Here is a 14,706-nt window from a genome sequence, read left to right on the forward strand (position 1 = left end):
AAATCATGTTGTTTGATGTAGTGGTACTCACCAAGCACAGTCTGCTGGAACTGGATACCGATGACTGGTACTGCAAACAGGTCCATCACGAAGATGGTTTGGTGCTGGATGCCCTGACAAAGCAGGGTTTGCGTGTCGCACGCAAAGCGTGGGATGACCCGGATTTTGACTGGCAGCAAACGCGAAGCCTGCTGTTTCGGACCACCTGGGACTACTTTGACCGCTATGCAGAATTCCGTCCCTGGCTAAACAAGGTGGCCAAGCAGACCACCCTGTTTAATAGTGCAGCACTCATCGACTGGAATATCGACAAGCATTACCTGCGCTTCATTGCAGAAAAAGGCATCAATGTCGTGAAGACCCACTACATTGAAAAGGGTGATAAGCGCACCCTGGCACAATGCCTGGCGGAGAGTGGCTGGTCAGACGCCATTCTCAAGCCGGTTGTGTCAGGATCGGCACGGCATACTTACCGTCTTGCGCCTACGAATACACTGGCACTGGAATGCACTTTTGCTGAACTGGTTCAACAGGAGGCACTGCTGTTACAGCCTTTCCAGCATGCCATCCTGACCGAAGGCGAGATATCGCTGATGGTGATTGATGGTCAGTTCAGCCATGCCATCCGCAAGGTGCCAAAAACTGGCGACTTCCGGGTACAGGATGATCATGGCGGTAGTGTCCATCCGCACATGGCCAGCCTTGAAGAGCAGCGATTTGCCGAACAGGCGGTTGCCTGCGTTCCGTTTGATGTGCTTTATGCGCGTGTGGATATCGTGCGCGACAATGCCGGTCAGCTAGCCATCATGGAAGTCGAAATGATAGAACCGGAGCTTTTTTTCCGCTATCGGCCTGAAGCTGCCGATAGCTTGGCTAGCGGATTAGCACGCCGCCTGGCCGCGCTGTAAAAATAGATTTGTTTTGTACTGAAACCTGCCAGCATATCTGGCACACCACGTTTGGAAATACCTCGTCATGAATCTGAACCCGCTGATCGCCCTGAGTCCTCTGGATGGCCGTTACGCCGCCCAGGTTGAAGGCTTGCGCAACCTGTTCTCCGAATATGGCCTGATGAAATTCCGTATCAAGGTTGAACTGGAATGGCTGAAAATGCTGGCCGCCGAGCCGGGCATCGAGGAAGTGAAACCTTTCTCCGAAGCGACTATCCGCGAAATCGATGACGTCATTGCCAACTTCACCGTGCAGCATGGTGAAGAGGTGAAGGCAATTGAAGCCCGCACAAACCATGACGTCAAGGCAATCGAATACTGGCTGAAAGAACGCCTCTCCGGCAACGCAGAAGTCATGGCGGCCAGCGAGTTCATTCACTTCGCCTGCACTTCCGAAGACATCAACAACCTGTCGCATGCCCTGATGCTGAAGACCGCACGCAATACCGTGGTCTTGCCTGCGCTGGACGAAGTGATTCACAAGCTGCAACAACTGGCGCACGAACTGGCTGACCTGCCCATGATGTGCCGTACCCATGGCCAACCCGCCACTCCGTCCACCATGGGCAAGGAACTGGCCAACACCGTTTACCGCCTGAAGCGCCAACGTGAACAACTGGTGTCGCAGGAAATCCTGGGCAAGATCAACGGTGCCGTTGGCAACTACAATGCGCATCTGGTTGCCTACCCGCAAATCGACTGGGAAAGCCTGTGTGGCCGCTTCGTGTCCGGACTGGGCCTCACCTTCAATCCCTACACCATCCAGATCGAGCCGCATGACTACATGGCCGAGCTGTATCAGGTGGTAGGCCGCATCAATACCATCCTGATCGACCTGAACCGCGACATCTGGGGCTACATCTCGCTGGGCTACTTCAAGCAAAAAGTGAAGAAGGACGAAGTAGGCAGCTCGACCATGCCGCACAAGGTCAACCCGATCGACTTCGAAAACTCCGAAGGCAATCTGGGCATGGCCAATGCCATTCTGCAACACCTGGCAGAAAAGTTGCCGGTTTCCCGCTGGCAGCGTGACCTGACCGACTCCACCGTACTGCGCAATATGGGCGTTGGCTTCGGCTATACCATGCTGGGTTTCAAAGCCTGCCTCAAGGGCCTGAACAAGCTGGAAATCAATCCGGTAGCCATTACTGAAGAACTGGGTCGCAGCTGGGAATTGCTGGCTGAACCGATCCAGACCGTAATGCGCCGCTACGGTGTACCCAACCCTTACGAGCAATTGAAAGAGCTGACCCGCGGCAAGGATGGCATTACCCGCGAAACGCTGTCCGCCTTCATCAAGGGGCTGGAGATTCCGGAAGCTGAAAAGGCACGCCTGCTGGAGCTGACTCCGATTGCCTACGTTGGCAAGGCGGCAGAACTGGCAAAACGCATCTGATCATCCCTGACCAGCCAAGCAAACCGCCTTCGATAAAGGCGGTTTTTTATTGCATATCGCCTTAGGCATGAATCAGAAAAAGAAATGGGCCCTCTTCCAAAGAAGACGGCCCGAAAATATGACTCGAGGGAATACGTTCCTGAACAGCAAACTGAACGTAATGGTGTGCTTGCGCACATACAAGAAAAGACCACTCTTGAGAGTGGTCTTTTCTTGAAAACTTGGTTGCGGGGGCAGGATTCGAACCTACGACCTTCGGGTTATGAGCCCGACGAGCTACCAGACTGCTCCACCCCGCGTCAGAGAAATGAATAGTACCTGTTATTTCTCGAAGCGTCAAGCTTTCGTCCGAAAAAAGCAAACGCCTGCGAATGCAGGCGTTGCCATCAGGACATGCATTACTTGATATTGCTTTCTGCCTTGGCTTTGGCAATGACGTCATTAAGCACTTCGATCAGACGCTCCGGAGCAGCCGGTGACAGCGCATACTTGCCATTCACGACAATGGTAGGCGTTCCTTCGATGTTGTAGGCGCGAGTGATCTGGCTGGCGCGTGCAACCTGACTGTTGATACCGAAGGAGTTATAGGTTTGCATGAACTTGGCCAGGTTCACACCAGGCTGTTTCTTCAGCCAGTCATTCAGCACCGAAGGATCGGCCAGGTTGATTTTCTGCTGCATGACGGCGTCGAACACCGGCGCATTCAGCTTCTCCATGTATCCCGTGACATTCAGCGTGGCAAACAGGCGGGCAAAACCCTCCATCGGCTTTTGCCAAACAATCTGCTCGCGACGGAAATCAACATAGGCCGGCTTTTTCTTTTCCCAGGCGGTGATCAGCGGGTCCAGATGAAAACAATGGATGCAGGTGTAGGAGAAAAACTCGATCACCTCAACCTTTTTGGGATTAGCCACCGGCTGCTGCTTGGCCATCAGCACATAATCCTTGCCCAGCTCGGAAGCAGCATTGGCAAAACCACTGACCAGCAGCAAGGTCATCAACAACCATTTTTTCATTTTTTGTCCTCTAGACGTTTATTTGAATCACTCTGCCTTGACGACGGCAGCATTGATACCATCCTGCTTCAACTGGGCACGCAGGCGATCGATATCTTCAGGCTTGCTCAATGGGCCGATACGGACACGATGGACCATGCCCTTGTCAGGAATCGAAACAGACTGGATTTTGGCCTCAACACCCAGCAAGGCAAGCTTGGCCTTGAGGTTGTCAGCTTCATTTTCATTCTGAAAGGAACCCAGTTGCAGGAAGACCTTTTTGGCTGGTGCAGCAGCAGAAGGTTCCCGGTCTTTACCTGCGGCCTTGCCATCGGCAGGGACTGCATCCACCTGACCGGGCAGGATTTTGTAGAAGTCAAAACGCTGTTCATCCTTGGCCGTAGTGGCCGGAGACGTAGCCGGTTTATTCTTGGCACTTGCCGCAGGAGCCGTATTTGTTGCCGCAGGCTGCTCTGCGGGCATCGGTGGCGGTGCCGGCTGTTCGACTTTCACTGGAGCCGACGCAGCAGGTGCTGGCTGATTGGCTTGTACATCGGCAATCTTGGTACCCGGTTCCAGAAGTTCTGTCGATGGTGCCGAGCTTGCAGCAGAACCGCCCTTGCGATCCAGCTTCTCCAGATTGGAAAATGGCGTTGCAGAACGATTCAGATACATGGCGAGGCCCACTGCAACAGCAACGCCCACGATCAGGCCGATGACTATGCCCGCTACCAGCCCCCCGCCTCCACTCTTGCGGCCAGGACGTCCTCGCCCAGAGGTGCTGGAACGAGAGGAATTCTTCACATCACGATTTGCCATGTACTACTACCATTTCCATACAATCAATCGGTACATTATCTATTAAAACCAGACGAAAATATATTTACCGCATCACACACCAAAACCACTCCTTCTTAATTGAATGGCTTGCAGCATATGATGCCGTTCCAGTTTCACGCTTCCTTGCAGATCCGCCACCGTACGTCCGATGCGTAATATCCGGTGATAACTTCTGGCCGACAGCCCCAACTTTTCTAAAGCACCTGCCAGCAAAGCAAGTGCTGCCGGGTCTGCGGCAGCATATTGTTCCAGCGCCAGGCCGGAAAGACGGGCATTACTGCATCCCTGGCGCTGCAACTGCACGTCACGTGCCTGCTGAACACGCAAACGCACCAACTCGCTAGCCTCTCCGGCCACCGCACTGGTGAGTTCATCCGCACCCAAAGCCGGAACCGGTACATGCATATCTATACGGTCCAGCAACGGGCCCGATAATTTGCCAACATAGCGGGCAATTTGTTCCGGTGTACATTGACAGCGCCCGGAAGGCTGCCCCTGATACCCGCAAGGACAGGGATTCATGGCAGCAACCAGTTGAAAGTCGGCGGGAAAAATGGCTTGCCGGCTGGCGCGCGAAATATGGATTACTTTGGACTCCAAAGGTTCACGCAATACTTCCAATACCTTGCGATCGAATTCTGGCAACTCATCCAGAAACAACACGCCATGATGTGCCAGACTGATTTCTCCCGGCCGCGGGTCTGAACCGCCGCCAACCAGGGCAACGGCTGATGCCGTGTGGTGCGGAGCCCTGAATGGTCGTTGGCGCCATTGCTCCAGTAAAAAGCCTCGCGTGCCAAGTGACTGAACCGAGGCGGCCTCCAGCGCTTCTTCCTCATTCATCGTTGGCAGAATGCCCGGCAAACGCGACGCCAGCATGGACTTCCCCGTACCCGGTGGTCCTACAAGCAACAGGCTGTGTCCACCTGCAGCGGCAATCTCCAGGGCATAACGTGCTGCGGCCTGGCCTTTGACATCGGCCAAGTCCGGATAAACGGGCCGTGTGTCATTCTGGTTGACGACGATGGGTGAACAGGGCTGGGTACCATTCAGGTGTGCACAAACTTGCAGCAAGCTATCCACGGCATAAACCTGATCTGCCAGCACCAACGCAGCTTCCTGAGCACAGTCTCGCGGCAACATGAAGGCACGGCCTGCACGACGGGTTTGGCATGCCATGGCCAGGGCACCGCGCACTGCACGCAGCTGGCCACTCAGTGCCAGTTCGCCGGCAAATTCATAGTCTGCAAGATGTGGGCATTGTATCTGGCCGGCGGCAACCAGAATGCCAATGGCAATGGGAAGGTCGAAACGGCCTGAGTCCTTGGGCAGATCAGCCGGAGCCAGATTGACCGTGATGCGACGCGCGGGGAATTCAAAGCCGGAATTGAGAATGGCGGCCCGGACACGGTCCCGGCTTTCCTTCACTTCGGTGTCGGGCAAGCCGACGATGGTGAACTGCGGAAGTCCATTGGCCAGATGGACTTCAACGGCAACTTCCGGGGCATGTAGCCCGGCCAGGGCACGGCTCGCTACTACGGCCAGAGCCATCGTGCTCAGGAATGACCCAACTCAGCCTGGGCTTCGGTCCTGGCCTGGGCTTCCTCAGGGAAAACCTGGGCTTCAAGCTTGGCCAGGCGGGCTTCCAGTGCAGTCAGTTTTTCACGGGTACGCACCAGTACTTCCTGCTGCACATCGAATTCTTCGCGGGTCACCAGATCCATGCGGGAGAAAGTGGATGCCATCATGGCCTTGATGTTCTTCTCGATATCCTTGGCCGGACTGGCTGCGATGGTATCGCTGATCTTGCTGCTGATTTCTTCAAAAATCTTCTGACTCAACATCTTGGTGCTCCTTTGCAGGTAATCGATAGTCCGCTTCGAGTGTAGCAAAATCCATTCGGCGCTGCAGCGCAGCGAGCAACGCACCAATTGAGTGCAGAGGATCAATAATAGATGCTCCGCCTTGGTGCTGACAGCCATTAATGCTCAGCAATTACAGATTTAATCGCGGAAAACACTTAGGTAACAGCAAGATAATAAGCTGGCACGGTTTATGCAGTAGTGTTCCTCAGTAACGCAAGCAACTAACCGGGTCCACCGAAAAGGAGTGAACATGAAACTGGTCACCGCCGTGATCAAGCCCTTCAAGCTTGATGAAGTACGTGAAGCGCTATCCGCCATTGGCGTGCAAGGCATTACCGTCACGGAAGTCAAAGGATTTGGCCGTCAGAAAGGTCATACCGAGCTGTATCGTGGCGCTGAATATGTCGTGGACTTCCTGCCCAAGGTCAAACTGGAAATTGCCATTGATGACAGTCTGCTGGACCAGGTTGTCGAGGCCATCGAAAAATCGGCACGTACCGGCAAGATTGGTGATGGCAAGATTTTTGTCTTCGATCTTGAACAAATCGTGCGGATCCGGACCGGGGAAACCGGCACCGACGCGGTTTAAGTCACGCTATAGCCATACAGGGGAAATCACATGAAGAAGAAACTTGCTGCCTTGGGTACCGGCCTGTTGTCACTGGCCCTGCCCGTTCTGGCTGATGCACCGGCAGGTCCGGCCATGGCTGACTTCAAGGTCATCAACTCCGGCGACACAGCCTGGATGCTGACCTCCACCGCACTGGTGCTGTTCATGACCATTCCGGGCCTGGCCCTGTTCTACGGCGGCATGGTCCGCAAAAAGAACGTGCTGGCCACCCTGATGCAAAGCTTTGCCATCACCGCGCTGGTGACCGTACTGTGGGCCGTCGTTGGCTACAGCCTGGCCTTTACCGTCGGTAACCCCTACCTGGGTGACCTGAGCCGTGTCTTCCTGGATGGCATGGACTACATTGCCGACACCAAGAAAGTGGCGGTTCACCCGGCTGCCGGCACCATCCCGGAATCGGTGTTCATGATGTTCCAGATGACCTTTGCCATCATCACCCCGGCACTGATCACCGGCGCATTTGCTGAACGGATGAAATTCTCTGCCCTGCTGATCTTTACCGCACTGTGGTCCTTGCTGGTTTATGTGCCGGTTGCCCACTGGGTATGGGGTCCGGGCGGCTGGATGAGTGGCCAGGGCGTGCTGGACTTTGCTGGTGGCACCGTAGTTCACATCAACGCTGGTATTGCCGGCCTGATCTGTGCCCTGGTAATGGGCAAGCGTGTCGGTTTTGGCAAGGAAGCCATGCCGCCGCACAACCTGATCCTGACCCTGATTGGCGCTTCCATGCTGTGGGTAGGCTGGTTCGGCTTCAATGCCGGCTCTGCAGTAGCTGCTGATGGTCGTGCCGGCATGGCCATGGTGACCACCCAGGTTGCCACCGGTCTGGCTGCACTGGCCTGGACGTTTGCTGAATGGATTCACAAGAAAAAGCCGTCGGTACTGGGCATTGCTTCCGGTGCGGTAGCTGGTCTGGTTGCCATCACCCCGGCAGCTGGTTTCGTGGATGTAAAGGGTGCCCTGATTATCGGTGCAGTGGCTGGCGTGGTTTGCTTCTGGGGTGCAACTGGCCTGAAGCACATGCTGGGCTACGATGACTCGCTGGATGCCTTCGGTGTACACGGTGTTGGCGGTATCGTTGGCGCGTTGCTGACCGGTGTGTTTGCGGTGAAGAGCATTGGTGGTTCCGAAGGTAGCCTAGCTACCCAGGCAATCGGTGTGGGTGTGACCGTGGTGTACTGCGCCATCATCACCTTCATCCTGCTGAAAATCATTGATGTGGTTGTTGGCCTGCGTGTGGCTGAAGACGAAGAACGCGAAGGTCTGGATGTGGTTCTGCACGGCGAGCGTGTGGAATAAGCAGCCAACACCATCGACAAGTTGTGGTAAGGGACTTCGGGGCGCTTCGGCGCCCTTTTTTTCTGCCAACGTTAAACTGACAAGAAAAAAGCACCGAATGAATCGGTGCTTTTTTGATCTTGCAACAACAGCTAACTGGTTTACAGACCAGCGTCAGCGCGCAGCGCTTCCACCTTGTCGGTGCGTTCCCAGGTGAATTCCGGCTCTTCGCGGCCAAAGTGGCCGTAAGCGGCGGTCTTGCCATAGATCGGGCGCAGCAGGTCCAGCATCTGGATGATGCCTTTCGGGCGCAGGTCGAAGTGCTTCTTCACCAGTTCCACGATCTTTTCGTTCGGGATCTTGTTGGTGCCGAAGGTATCCACTGCAATCGAGGTCGGCTCGGCCACGCCGATGGCGTAGGAAACCTGGATCTGGCACTGACGGGCAAGGCCGGCAGCCACGATGTTCTTGGCCACGTAACGACCGGCATAAGCGGCCGAGCGGTCTACCTTGGACGGGTCCTTGCCGGAGAAGGCGCCACCACCGTGCGGGGCTGCACCACCATAGGTGTCGACGATGATCTTGCGACCGGTCAGGCCGCAGTCGCCCATCGGGCCGCCAATCACGAAGCGGCCGGTCGGGTTCACCAGATACTTGGTTTCGGCAGTCAGCATTTCCGGCGGCAGGACCGGCTTGATGATGTCTTCGATGACGGCTTCGGTCAGCGTCTTGTGATCGATTTCCGGGCTGTGCTGGGTGGACAGCACCACGGTGTCGATGCGCTTGGGCAGGCCGGTTTCACCATCGTACACGCAGGTGATCTGGCTCTTGGCGTCCGGGCGCAGCCACGGCAGGCGGCCGTCCTTGCGCAGTTCGGCCTGGCGCTGTACCAGACGGTGGGCGTAGTAGATGGGGAAAGGCATCAGCGTGGGGGTTTCGTCGCAGGCATAGCCGAACATCAGGCCCTGGTCGCCAGCGCCCTGGTTCAGGTCCAGGCCTTCGCCTTCATTCACGCCCTGGGCGATGTCTTGCGATTGCTTGTCGTAGCAGGCCATGACGGCGCAGCCGTGGTAGTCGAAACCCAGCTCGGAGTTGTCGTAGCCGATGCGCTTGATGGTCTCGCGTGCGATCTTGATGTAGTCGACATTGGCCGAGGTGGTGATTTCACCAGCCAGTACCACCAGGCCGGTGTTGACCAGGGTTTCGGCTGCTACGCGAGCGTATTTGTCTTCGCGCAGGATGGCATCGAGGATGGCATCGGAGATTTGGTCGGCTACTTTGTCCGGATGGCCTTCCGATACCGATTCCGACGTAAACAGATATTCGCTCATTTGTTTGTTGATTCCCGAATAAAGCAAAACAGTGTGATGATAAAATAGGCCGCTTTACGATCACCACAGACTAAACCATGTCCAAGCTGGTCCAACTCGTGTTGTCCTTGCTGGCGCGTTTGCCGCTGTCGTGGCTGCAATGTCTCGGCGCCATTCTGGGGCGGCTTACTTACCTTTCATCCCCCCGCTATGCAGAGCGGATGAGAAGTAATCTGGCGTCGAGTAAAATCTGTGAAAATTATCAGGTTTTACAAGGACTAGTCAAACAATCCGCACTGGAAACCGGTAAAGGTGCACTGGAATTGTCAATAGCCTGGTGCCGGGAGCCGGAAGACATCGCCGCACTGGTAAAAGCCTGTCATGGCTGGGAGCATGTTGAGCGTGCCTTGCAAGCCGGCCATGGCATTGTTTTTGTCACCCCGCACCTTGGCAGTTATGACATTGCCGGCCGTTACATCAGCTCGCGCCTGCCCTTTCCGTTGACTGCCATGTACCGGCCGCCAAAACTGACCTGGCTGGAACCGGTAATGCAGGCAGGACGTGCCCGTGGCAAGGGCAAGACCGCGCCGGCAACCGGTGCCGGTGTGCGCATTCTGATGAAGGCTTTGAAATCGGGCGAAGCCACCATCATTCTGCCCGATCAGGTTCCCGGCAACGGGGAAGGTGTATGGGCACCTTTTTTTGGCAAACCGGCTTACACCATGAGCCTGGTGCCACGCCTGGCACAGGTGAGCGGGGTGGAAGTGCTGTTTTTTGTTGGCGAACGACTGCCACGCGGCGAGGGCTTCGTGGTGCATATCGAAGCCATGTCCCAACCATTCAGTGGTGACAAGGATGCCGATTGTGCGCTGCTCAACCGGACCGTTGAGGACATGATCCGCCGCTTCCCCAGCCAGTACCTGTGGAGCTACAACCGTTACAAATGTCCGGCGGGCGTGACTCCGCCGGACCATCAGCAAGGAAACCCATGAAGATTGTTTTTGCCCTGTTATGGCTGATTCGCCTGCTGCCCATGTGGGCGATTGGTTTGCTGGCGGATGGAATTGGCTTGGTGGCTTATCACCTGGCGGCAGACCGTCGCAAGGTGGGCCTCACCAACCTGCGCATTTGCTTCCCTGATATGAGTGAGGCTGAACGAAAACGCCTGATCAAATCCAACTTCGGCTACATGATCCGCCTGGCGCTGGAATACGGCGTCGCCTGGTGGAGCTCTGCCGATCGTATCCGCAAGCTGGTCACCATCAAGAATCTGCATATCGTGGAGGAGCTGCGCGCCAAGGGTGAGGATGTGATCCTGTTTTACCCGCACTTTGTCGGCTTCGAGATGTGTGTTTTCGCGCTGAACCAGGTACTGCCACTGGTGAGCGTTTACTCGCAGCAGAAGAACGACACGCTGGATGCCCAGATCTACGCTGGCCGTCAGCGCTACAACAATTGCTATATCGTGCCGCGTAATGAAGGCCTGCGTTCCATCATCAAGGCCATGCGCAAGGAGCACACGCCCTTCCTCTACCTGCCTGACCAGGACTTCGGCGCGCGCGACTCGGTGTTCGTGAAATTCTTCGAGAAGGACGCTGCGACGATTACCGGACTGTCACGCATCAGCAAACTGGCCAAGGCGCACGTGGTTCCCTTGATCGCGCGCCGTGTTGGCAATCGCTTCGAGCTGGAATTTTATCCGGCATGGGAAAACTACCCGACCGATGATGTAGTAGCTGATACACGGCGCATGAATGCCTTCCTGGAAGAGCGGATCCGCGAGATACCCGACCAGTACTTCTGGCTGCACAAACGCTTCAAAAGTCGGCCAGAAGGTGAACCGCGCATTTATTGAATGCCATGCCTGTAACAAGAAAACCCGGCCTCGTGCCGGGTTTTCTTGTCTGTAGCAATTGGAAAGCCCGCAGATAAGGATCAATCCTCTTTAACCTTCCAACCTGACGCGTCTGCCCTCCCCTGCTACCCTGCACTGCCATGCCCGGCGACTGCAAACCCAGTCGCTACCTACAAGCAATCCGTTGCTCCGAACAGGCAATGACAGGCCATGAAAAAACCCGGCCGGGGCCGGGTTTTCTTTGCAAGCTGAACTGCCTAGTGACTGCGCTTCTTCCAGAACATCTGGTAGACGAAACCGGGAAACGCAAACACCACAAACAAGGCAACCGTCGTCACATAGAACTGCCAGTGCTGCTGTTGGACCGGCATCTGCTTGGCCTCGAGAAAACGGGCAAACAGGCCGACCAGCAAAAACAGCACGGCCATTTCCAGTAAGCGCCAACCGAAATGCTTGTTGGCAACCGGCAGCACACCAGCCAGACGGGAGGTCAGGAACGGCAGGTTTGCCGCCAGGAAGGCGACGATCAGCAAGGTAGCAACACTGGCTTGCATGTGCAGGGCTTTCGCTTAGATGGCTGCCAGCGATTGCTTCATCGCTTGCATGCACAGCACGATCACACGTTCCGGCACTACGCCCAGTACCAGCAGCGCAATGGCATTCAACGACAGCACCAGCTTCATGTCGGCACGCATCACGATGGCGGAAGTATCCTGTGCTTCGTCGAAGTAGATGTTCTTCACTACACGCAGGTAGTAGAAGGCACCAATCAGCGACATCATCACGGACACCACGGCCAGCCAGTACAGATGGATGTCTGCAATGGCCTTGATCACGGCGAACTTGGCATAGAAGCCAGCCAGCGGCGGAACACCGGCCATGGAGAACATGGTCAGCAGCATCAGCAGTGCATACCAGCTGTTGCGGCTGTTCAGGCCCTTCAGGTCGTCCAGGGTTTCGCATTCGAAACCGGCACGGGACAGGCCCAGCAGGATACCGAAGCTGACCATGGACATCAGCACGTAGATCAGGGCGTAGAACAGGGCAGCGGCGTAGCCATCCGGGGTTCCAGCCAACAGGCCCAGCAGCAGGAAGCCCATATGGGAGATGGTGGAGTAAGCCAGCATGCGCTTGATGTTGGTTTGTGCAATGGCAGTGATGTTACCGATTGCCATCGACAGCACAGCCACCAGAGCCAGCATGGCCTGCCAGTCGGCGACCATGGCTTCCAGGCCTTGCACCAGGATGCGCAGTACAAAGACAAACGCAGCCAGCTTCGGCGCACCACCCACCATCAGGGTAACGGCTGTTGCCGAGCCTTGGTAAACGTCCGGTACCCACATGTGGAACGGAACGGCACCCAGCTTGAAGCACAAACCAGCCACGATGAACACCAGGCCAAATACCAGCAGCATGTCGTTGGCGGTATGCGCCTTGATTGCCTTGGCAACCAGCGCCAGATCCAGCGTGCCAGTGGCACCGTAAATCATGGAAATACCGTACAACAGCAAACCGGAAGCCAGTGCACCAAGCACGAAGTACTTCATGGCCGACTCGGTTGCCTTCACCGAGTCGCGTTGCAGCGCGATCAGCGAATACAGCGACAGCGACAGCAGTTCCAGACCCATGTACAGCGACACGAAGCTGGAAGCAGATACCATGAAGTTCATGCCCAGCAGAGCAAACAGTGCCAGGGAGAAGAACTCGCCGCGCAGCAGGCCGCGGTCAGCAATGTACTGACGGCTGTATACCAGCACGATGGCGGTACTGCCGTACATGGCCAGTTTTACCAGACTGGACAGTGCATCGCTGACAAACATGCCAGAGAAGGTATGTACCGGCACCACCGGGTAGGTTTGCACCTGCAACACGGCACAGACTGCCAACGTCAGCAAGGCGAGGCCGTAATGCATGCCGCGCTTTGCGTCCGAAATAAAGGCATCGAGCATGAGGATGACCAGAATTGCCCCGGACATGAACAGTTCGGGCAATGCAGGCATCAGGTTCAGATCAGCCCAATTCATTATGTTTTCCTTATGGCCTTAGCTTAGAGCTTGGTCTGCGCAACATGCGCAATCAGGTCATTTACCGACAGGTGCATCTTCTCGACGAAGCCTTGCGGATACAGACCCATGCCCAGCACCGCAATGGCCAGAACGACCAGCACCAGGAACTCGCGTTTGTTCACGTCAGCCATTTCTTCAACATGGTGATTGCTCACCTCGCCAAAGATCACCCGCTTGTACATCCACAGTGTGTAAGCAGCACCGAAGATCAGGGTGGTTGCGGCCAGCGCGGCGTACCAGAAGTTCACCTGTACCGCACCCATGATCACCATGAACTCACCGGCAAAACCGGAAGTCGCCGGCAGACCGGAGTTGGCCATGGCAAACAGCATCATGAAGGCAGCAAAGATCGGCATCTTGTTGGCAACACCACCGTAGTCGGCGATGTTGCGGCTGTGCACGCGGTCGTACATCACACCGATACAGAAGAACATGCCGGCGGAAACGAAACCGTGCGACACCATCTGTACCAGCGCGCCTTCAACCGCCCACTGGTTCAGATGCGAACCGGTGAACATGAACATGCCCAGGGTGACAAAACCCATGTGGGAAATGGAGGAGTAAGCCACCAGTTTCTTCATGTCGGTTTGCACCAGCGCCACCAGACCGATGTACACCACGGCCACCAGCGACAGGGCAACCATGATCCACGACAGTTCACGTGCGGCATCCGGCAGGATGGGCAGGGCAAACCGCAGGAAGCCGTAAGCACCAATCTTCAGGGTGATGGCTGCCAGCACCATGGAACCACCAGTCGGCGCTTCCACGTGGGCATCCGGCAACCAGGTGTGCACCGGCCACATCGGCACCTTCACGGCGAACGACAGGAAGAAGGCGATGAACAGCAGGATCTGTACGTGCAGCGGAATCTTGGCAATTGCCTGGAAGGCCTGGATGTCGAAAGTCTTGCCAGCCTGGAAGTACAGGTAGATCAAGGCAACCAGCATCAGCAGCGAACCGAGCAGGGTGTACAGGAAGAACTTGAAGGATGCATACACACGACGCGGACCACCCCAGACACCGATGATCAGGTACATCGGAATCAGCATGCCTTCAAAGAAGACATAGAACAGGATGGCATCCAGCGCGGCAAAGGCACCGTTGATCAGGCCGGACATGATCAGGAAAGCGGCCATGTACTGCGACTGGCGCTTCTTGATGACTTCCCAGCCAGCCAGCACCACCATCAGGGTGGTGAAGCTGTTGAGGATGACAAACAGCATGGAAATGCCGTCAACACCCAGATGGTACTGGATGCCGAAGGAGGCAATCCACGGCTTTACTTCCTCGAACTGCATGCCGCCGTTCAGGTTGTCAAAGCCGGTAAACAACGGCAGGGACAACAGAAAACCGATCAGGGCACCGGCTACGGCGACCCAGCGAGCCAAGGTGGCCCGTTGGTCTCCTCCCGTAGCCAGTACCAGCAACCCGGCCACGATCGGGGCCCAGATCACCAGACTTAACTGATTTGTGAACATAGTCAAAACCTAAGTAGTTATTCCAATTCCAGAGGTCTGGGC

Annotated in this window: 14 protein-coding genes and 1 tRNA gene; 6 read left to right on the plus strand and 9 right to left on the minus strand. The window is 56.0% G+C overall.

All coding sequences use genetic code 11. The annotated features are described in order from the left end of the window. The first annotated feature begins 5 nt into the window (after positions 1 to 5). A complete protein-coding gene (locus AWT75_RS01230) occupies positions 6 to 908 on the plus strand; it encodes an ATP-grasp domain-containing protein (RefSeq protein WP_062786369.1) in 903 nt (300 codons plus the stop codon). 67 nt (positions 909 to 975) lie between these two features. Further along, positions 976 to 2,346, plus strand: coding sequence for an adenylosuccinate lyase (purB, locus tag AWT75_RS01235; protein ID WP_062786374.1), 1,371 nt, complete (start codon positions 976 to 978; stop codon positions 2,344 to 2,346). Positions 2,347 to 2,568: 222 nt separating this feature from the next. On the opposite strand, the gene AWT75_RS01240 is transcribed toward purB, so the two are convergent. From AWT75_RS01240 to AWT75_RS01260, 5 genes are all read right to left on the minus strand, one after another. Then, positions 2,569 to 2,645 (minus strand) — tRNA-Met (locus AWT75_RS01240). Between the two features lie 99 nt (positions 2,646 to 2,744). After that, positions 2,745 to 3,362 (minus strand): thiol:disulfide interchange protein DsbA/DsbL, encoded by a 618-nt coding sequence (locus AWT75_RS01245; protein WP_062786379.1) that lies wholly within the window; start codon positions 3,360 to 3,362, stop codon positions 2,745 to 2,747. Between the two features lie 27 nt (positions 3,363 to 3,389). Then, on the minus strand, positions 3,390 to 4,160 hold the full coding sequence (locus tag AWT75_RS01250; RefSeq protein ID WP_062786382.1) for an SPOR domain-containing protein: 771 nt from the start codon (positions 4,158 to 4,160) through the stop codon (positions 3,390 to 3,392). A gap of 72 nt (positions 4,161 to 4,232) precedes the next feature. Beyond that, on the minus strand, positions 4,233 to 5,732 hold the full coding sequence (locus tag AWT75_RS01255) for a YifB family Mg chelatase-like AAA ATPase (protein WP_062786385.1): 1,500 nt from the start codon (positions 5,730 to 5,732) through the stop codon (positions 4,233 to 4,235). Between the two features lie 5 nt (positions 5,733 to 5,737). Further along, positions 5,738 to 6,025: an accessory factor UbiK family protein gene (locus AWT75_RS01260; protein WP_062786388.1), complete on the minus strand. Its 288-nt coding sequence runs from the start codon at positions 6,023 to 6,025 to the stop codon at positions 5,738 to 5,740. A 271-nt stretch (positions 6,026 to 6,296) separates the two neighbouring features. Here AWT75_RS01260 and glnK point away from each other — a divergent pair, with 271 nt between their 5' ends. Together glnK and AWT75_RS01270 are read left to right on the plus strand one after the other, a co-directional pair. Continuing rightward, positions 6,297 to 6,635, plus strand: coding sequence for a P-II family nitrogen regulator (glnK, locus tag AWT75_RS01265; RefSeq protein WP_045845429.1), 339 nt, complete (start codon positions 6,297 to 6,299; stop codon positions 6,633 to 6,635). A gap of 30 nt (positions 6,636 to 6,665) precedes the next feature. After that, positions 6,666 to 7,976, plus strand: coding sequence for an ammonium transporter (locus AWT75_RS01270; RefSeq protein WP_045845430.1), 1,311 nt, complete (start codon positions 6,666 to 6,668; stop codon positions 7,974 to 7,976). Between the two features lie 140 nt (positions 7,977 to 8,116). On the opposite strand, the gene metK is transcribed toward AWT75_RS01270, so the two are convergent. Then, on the minus strand, positions 8,117 to 9,286 hold the full coding sequence (gene metK / locus AWT75_RS01275; protein WP_062786391.1) for a methionine adenosyltransferase: 1,170 nt from the start codon (positions 9,284 to 9,286) through the stop codon (positions 8,117 to 8,119). A 77-nt stretch (positions 9,287 to 9,363) separates the two neighbouring features. Here metK and AWT75_RS01280 point away from each other — a divergent pair, with 77 nt between their 5' ends. Next, positions 9,364 to 10,257 (plus strand): lysophospholipid acyltransferase family protein, encoded by an 894-nt coding sequence (locus tag AWT75_RS01280; protein WP_062786394.1) that lies wholly within the window; start codon positions 9,364 to 9,366, stop codon positions 10,255 to 10,257. Continuing rightward, positions 10,254 to 11,120, plus strand: coding sequence for a lipid A biosynthesis lauroyl acyltransferase (locus AWT75_RS01285; RefSeq protein WP_062786398.1), 867 nt, complete (start codon positions 10,254 to 10,256; stop codon positions 11,118 to 11,120). The genes AWT75_RS01280 and AWT75_RS01285 overlap by 4 nt, the downstream gene beginning before the upstream one ends. A 257-nt stretch (positions 11,121 to 11,377) precedes the next feature. Here the strand turns inward: AWT75_RS01285 and AWT75_RS01290 are convergent, their stop codons facing one another. Genes AWT75_RS01290 through AWT75_RS01300 form a run of 3 tightly spaced genes read right to left on the minus strand, consistent with a single transcriptional unit; the run spans position 11,378 to position 14,664 of the window. After that, on the minus strand, positions 11,378 to 11,674 hold the full coding sequence (locus AWT75_RS01290) for a DUF2818 family protein (RefSeq protein WP_045847638.1): 297 nt from the start codon (positions 11,672 to 11,674) through the stop codon (positions 11,378 to 11,380). Positions 11,675 to 11,689: 15 nt separating this feature from the next. Then, positions 11,690 to 13,144: an NADH-quinone oxidoreductase subunit NuoN gene (gene nuoN / locus AWT75_RS01295; RefSeq protein ID WP_062786401.1), complete on the minus strand. Its 1,455-nt coding sequence runs from the start codon at positions 13,142 to 13,144 to the stop codon at positions 11,690 to 11,692. 23 nt (positions 13,145 to 13,167) lie between these two features. After that, on the minus strand, positions 13,168 to 14,664 hold the full coding sequence (locus AWT75_RS01300) for an NADH-quinone oxidoreductase subunit M (RefSeq protein WP_045847640.1): 1,497 nt from the start codon (positions 14,662 to 14,664) through the stop codon (positions 13,168 to 13,170). Positions 14,665 to 14,706: the final 42 nt, after the last annotated feature.

Source organism: Aquitalea pelogenes (assembly GCF_001515305.1).
Lineage (GTDB): Bacteria > Pseudomonadota > Gammaproteobacteria > Burkholderiales > Chromobacteriaceae > Aquitalea > Aquitalea pelogenes.

Excerpts from the sequence above, each read along its gene's own strand:
- AWT75_RS01260 (WP_062786388.1), bottom strand. The coding sequence starts at position 6,025 with ATGTTGAGTCAGAAGATTTTTGAAGAAATCAGCAGCAAGATCAGCGAT.
- AWT75_RS01290 (WP_045847638.1), bottom strand. The coding sequence starts at position 11,674 with ATGCAAGCCAGTGTTGCTACCTTGCTGATCGTCGCCTTCCTGGCGGCA.
- nuoN (WP_062786401.1), bottom strand. The coding sequence starts at position 13,144 with ATGAATTGGGCTGATCTGAACCTGATGCCTGCATTGCCCGAACTGTTC.
- AWT75_RS01230 (WP_062786369.1), top strand. The coding sequence starts at position 6 with ATGTTGTTTGATGTAGTGGTACTCACCAAGCACAGTCTGCTGGAACTG.
- AWT75_RS01255 (WP_062786385.1), bottom strand. The coding sequence starts at position 5,732 with ATGGCTCTGGCCGTAGTAGCGAGCCGTGCCCTGGCCGGGCTACATGCC.
- glnK (WP_045845429.1), top strand. The coding sequence starts at position 6,297 with ATGAAACTGGTCACCGCCGTGATCAAGCCCTTCAAGCTTGATGAAGTA.
- purB (WP_062786374.1), top strand. The coding sequence starts at position 976 with ATGAATCTGAACCCGCTGATCGCCCTGAGTCCTCTGGATGGCCGTTAC.
- AWT75_RS01300 (WP_045847640.1), bottom strand. The coding sequence starts at position 14,664 with ATGTTCACAAATCAGTTAAGTCTGGTGATCTGGGCCCCGATCGTGGCC.
- AWT75_RS01270 (WP_045845430.1), top strand. The coding sequence starts at position 6,666 with ATGAAGAAGAAACTTGCTGCCTTGGGTACCGGCCTGTTGTCACTGGCC.
- metK (WP_062786391.1), bottom strand. The coding sequence starts at position 9,286 with ATGAGCGAATATCTGTTTACGTCGGAATCGGTATCGGAAGGCCATCCG.
- AWT75_RS01245 (WP_062786379.1), bottom strand. The coding sequence starts at position 3,362 with ATGAAAAAATGGTTGTTGATGACCTTGCTGCTGGTCAGTGGTTTTGCC.
- AWT75_RS01250 (WP_062786382.1), bottom strand. The coding sequence starts at position 4,160 with ATGGCAAATCGTGATGTGAAGAATTCCTCTCGTTCCAGCACCTCTGGG.
- AWT75_RS01285 (WP_062786398.1), top strand. The coding sequence starts at position 10,254 with ATGAAGATTGTTTTTGCCCTGTTATGGCTGATTCGCCTGCTGCCCATG.
- AWT75_RS01280 (WP_062786394.1), top strand. The coding sequence starts at position 9,364 with ATGTCCAAGCTGGTCCAACTCGTGTTGTCCTTGCTGGCGCGTTTGCCG.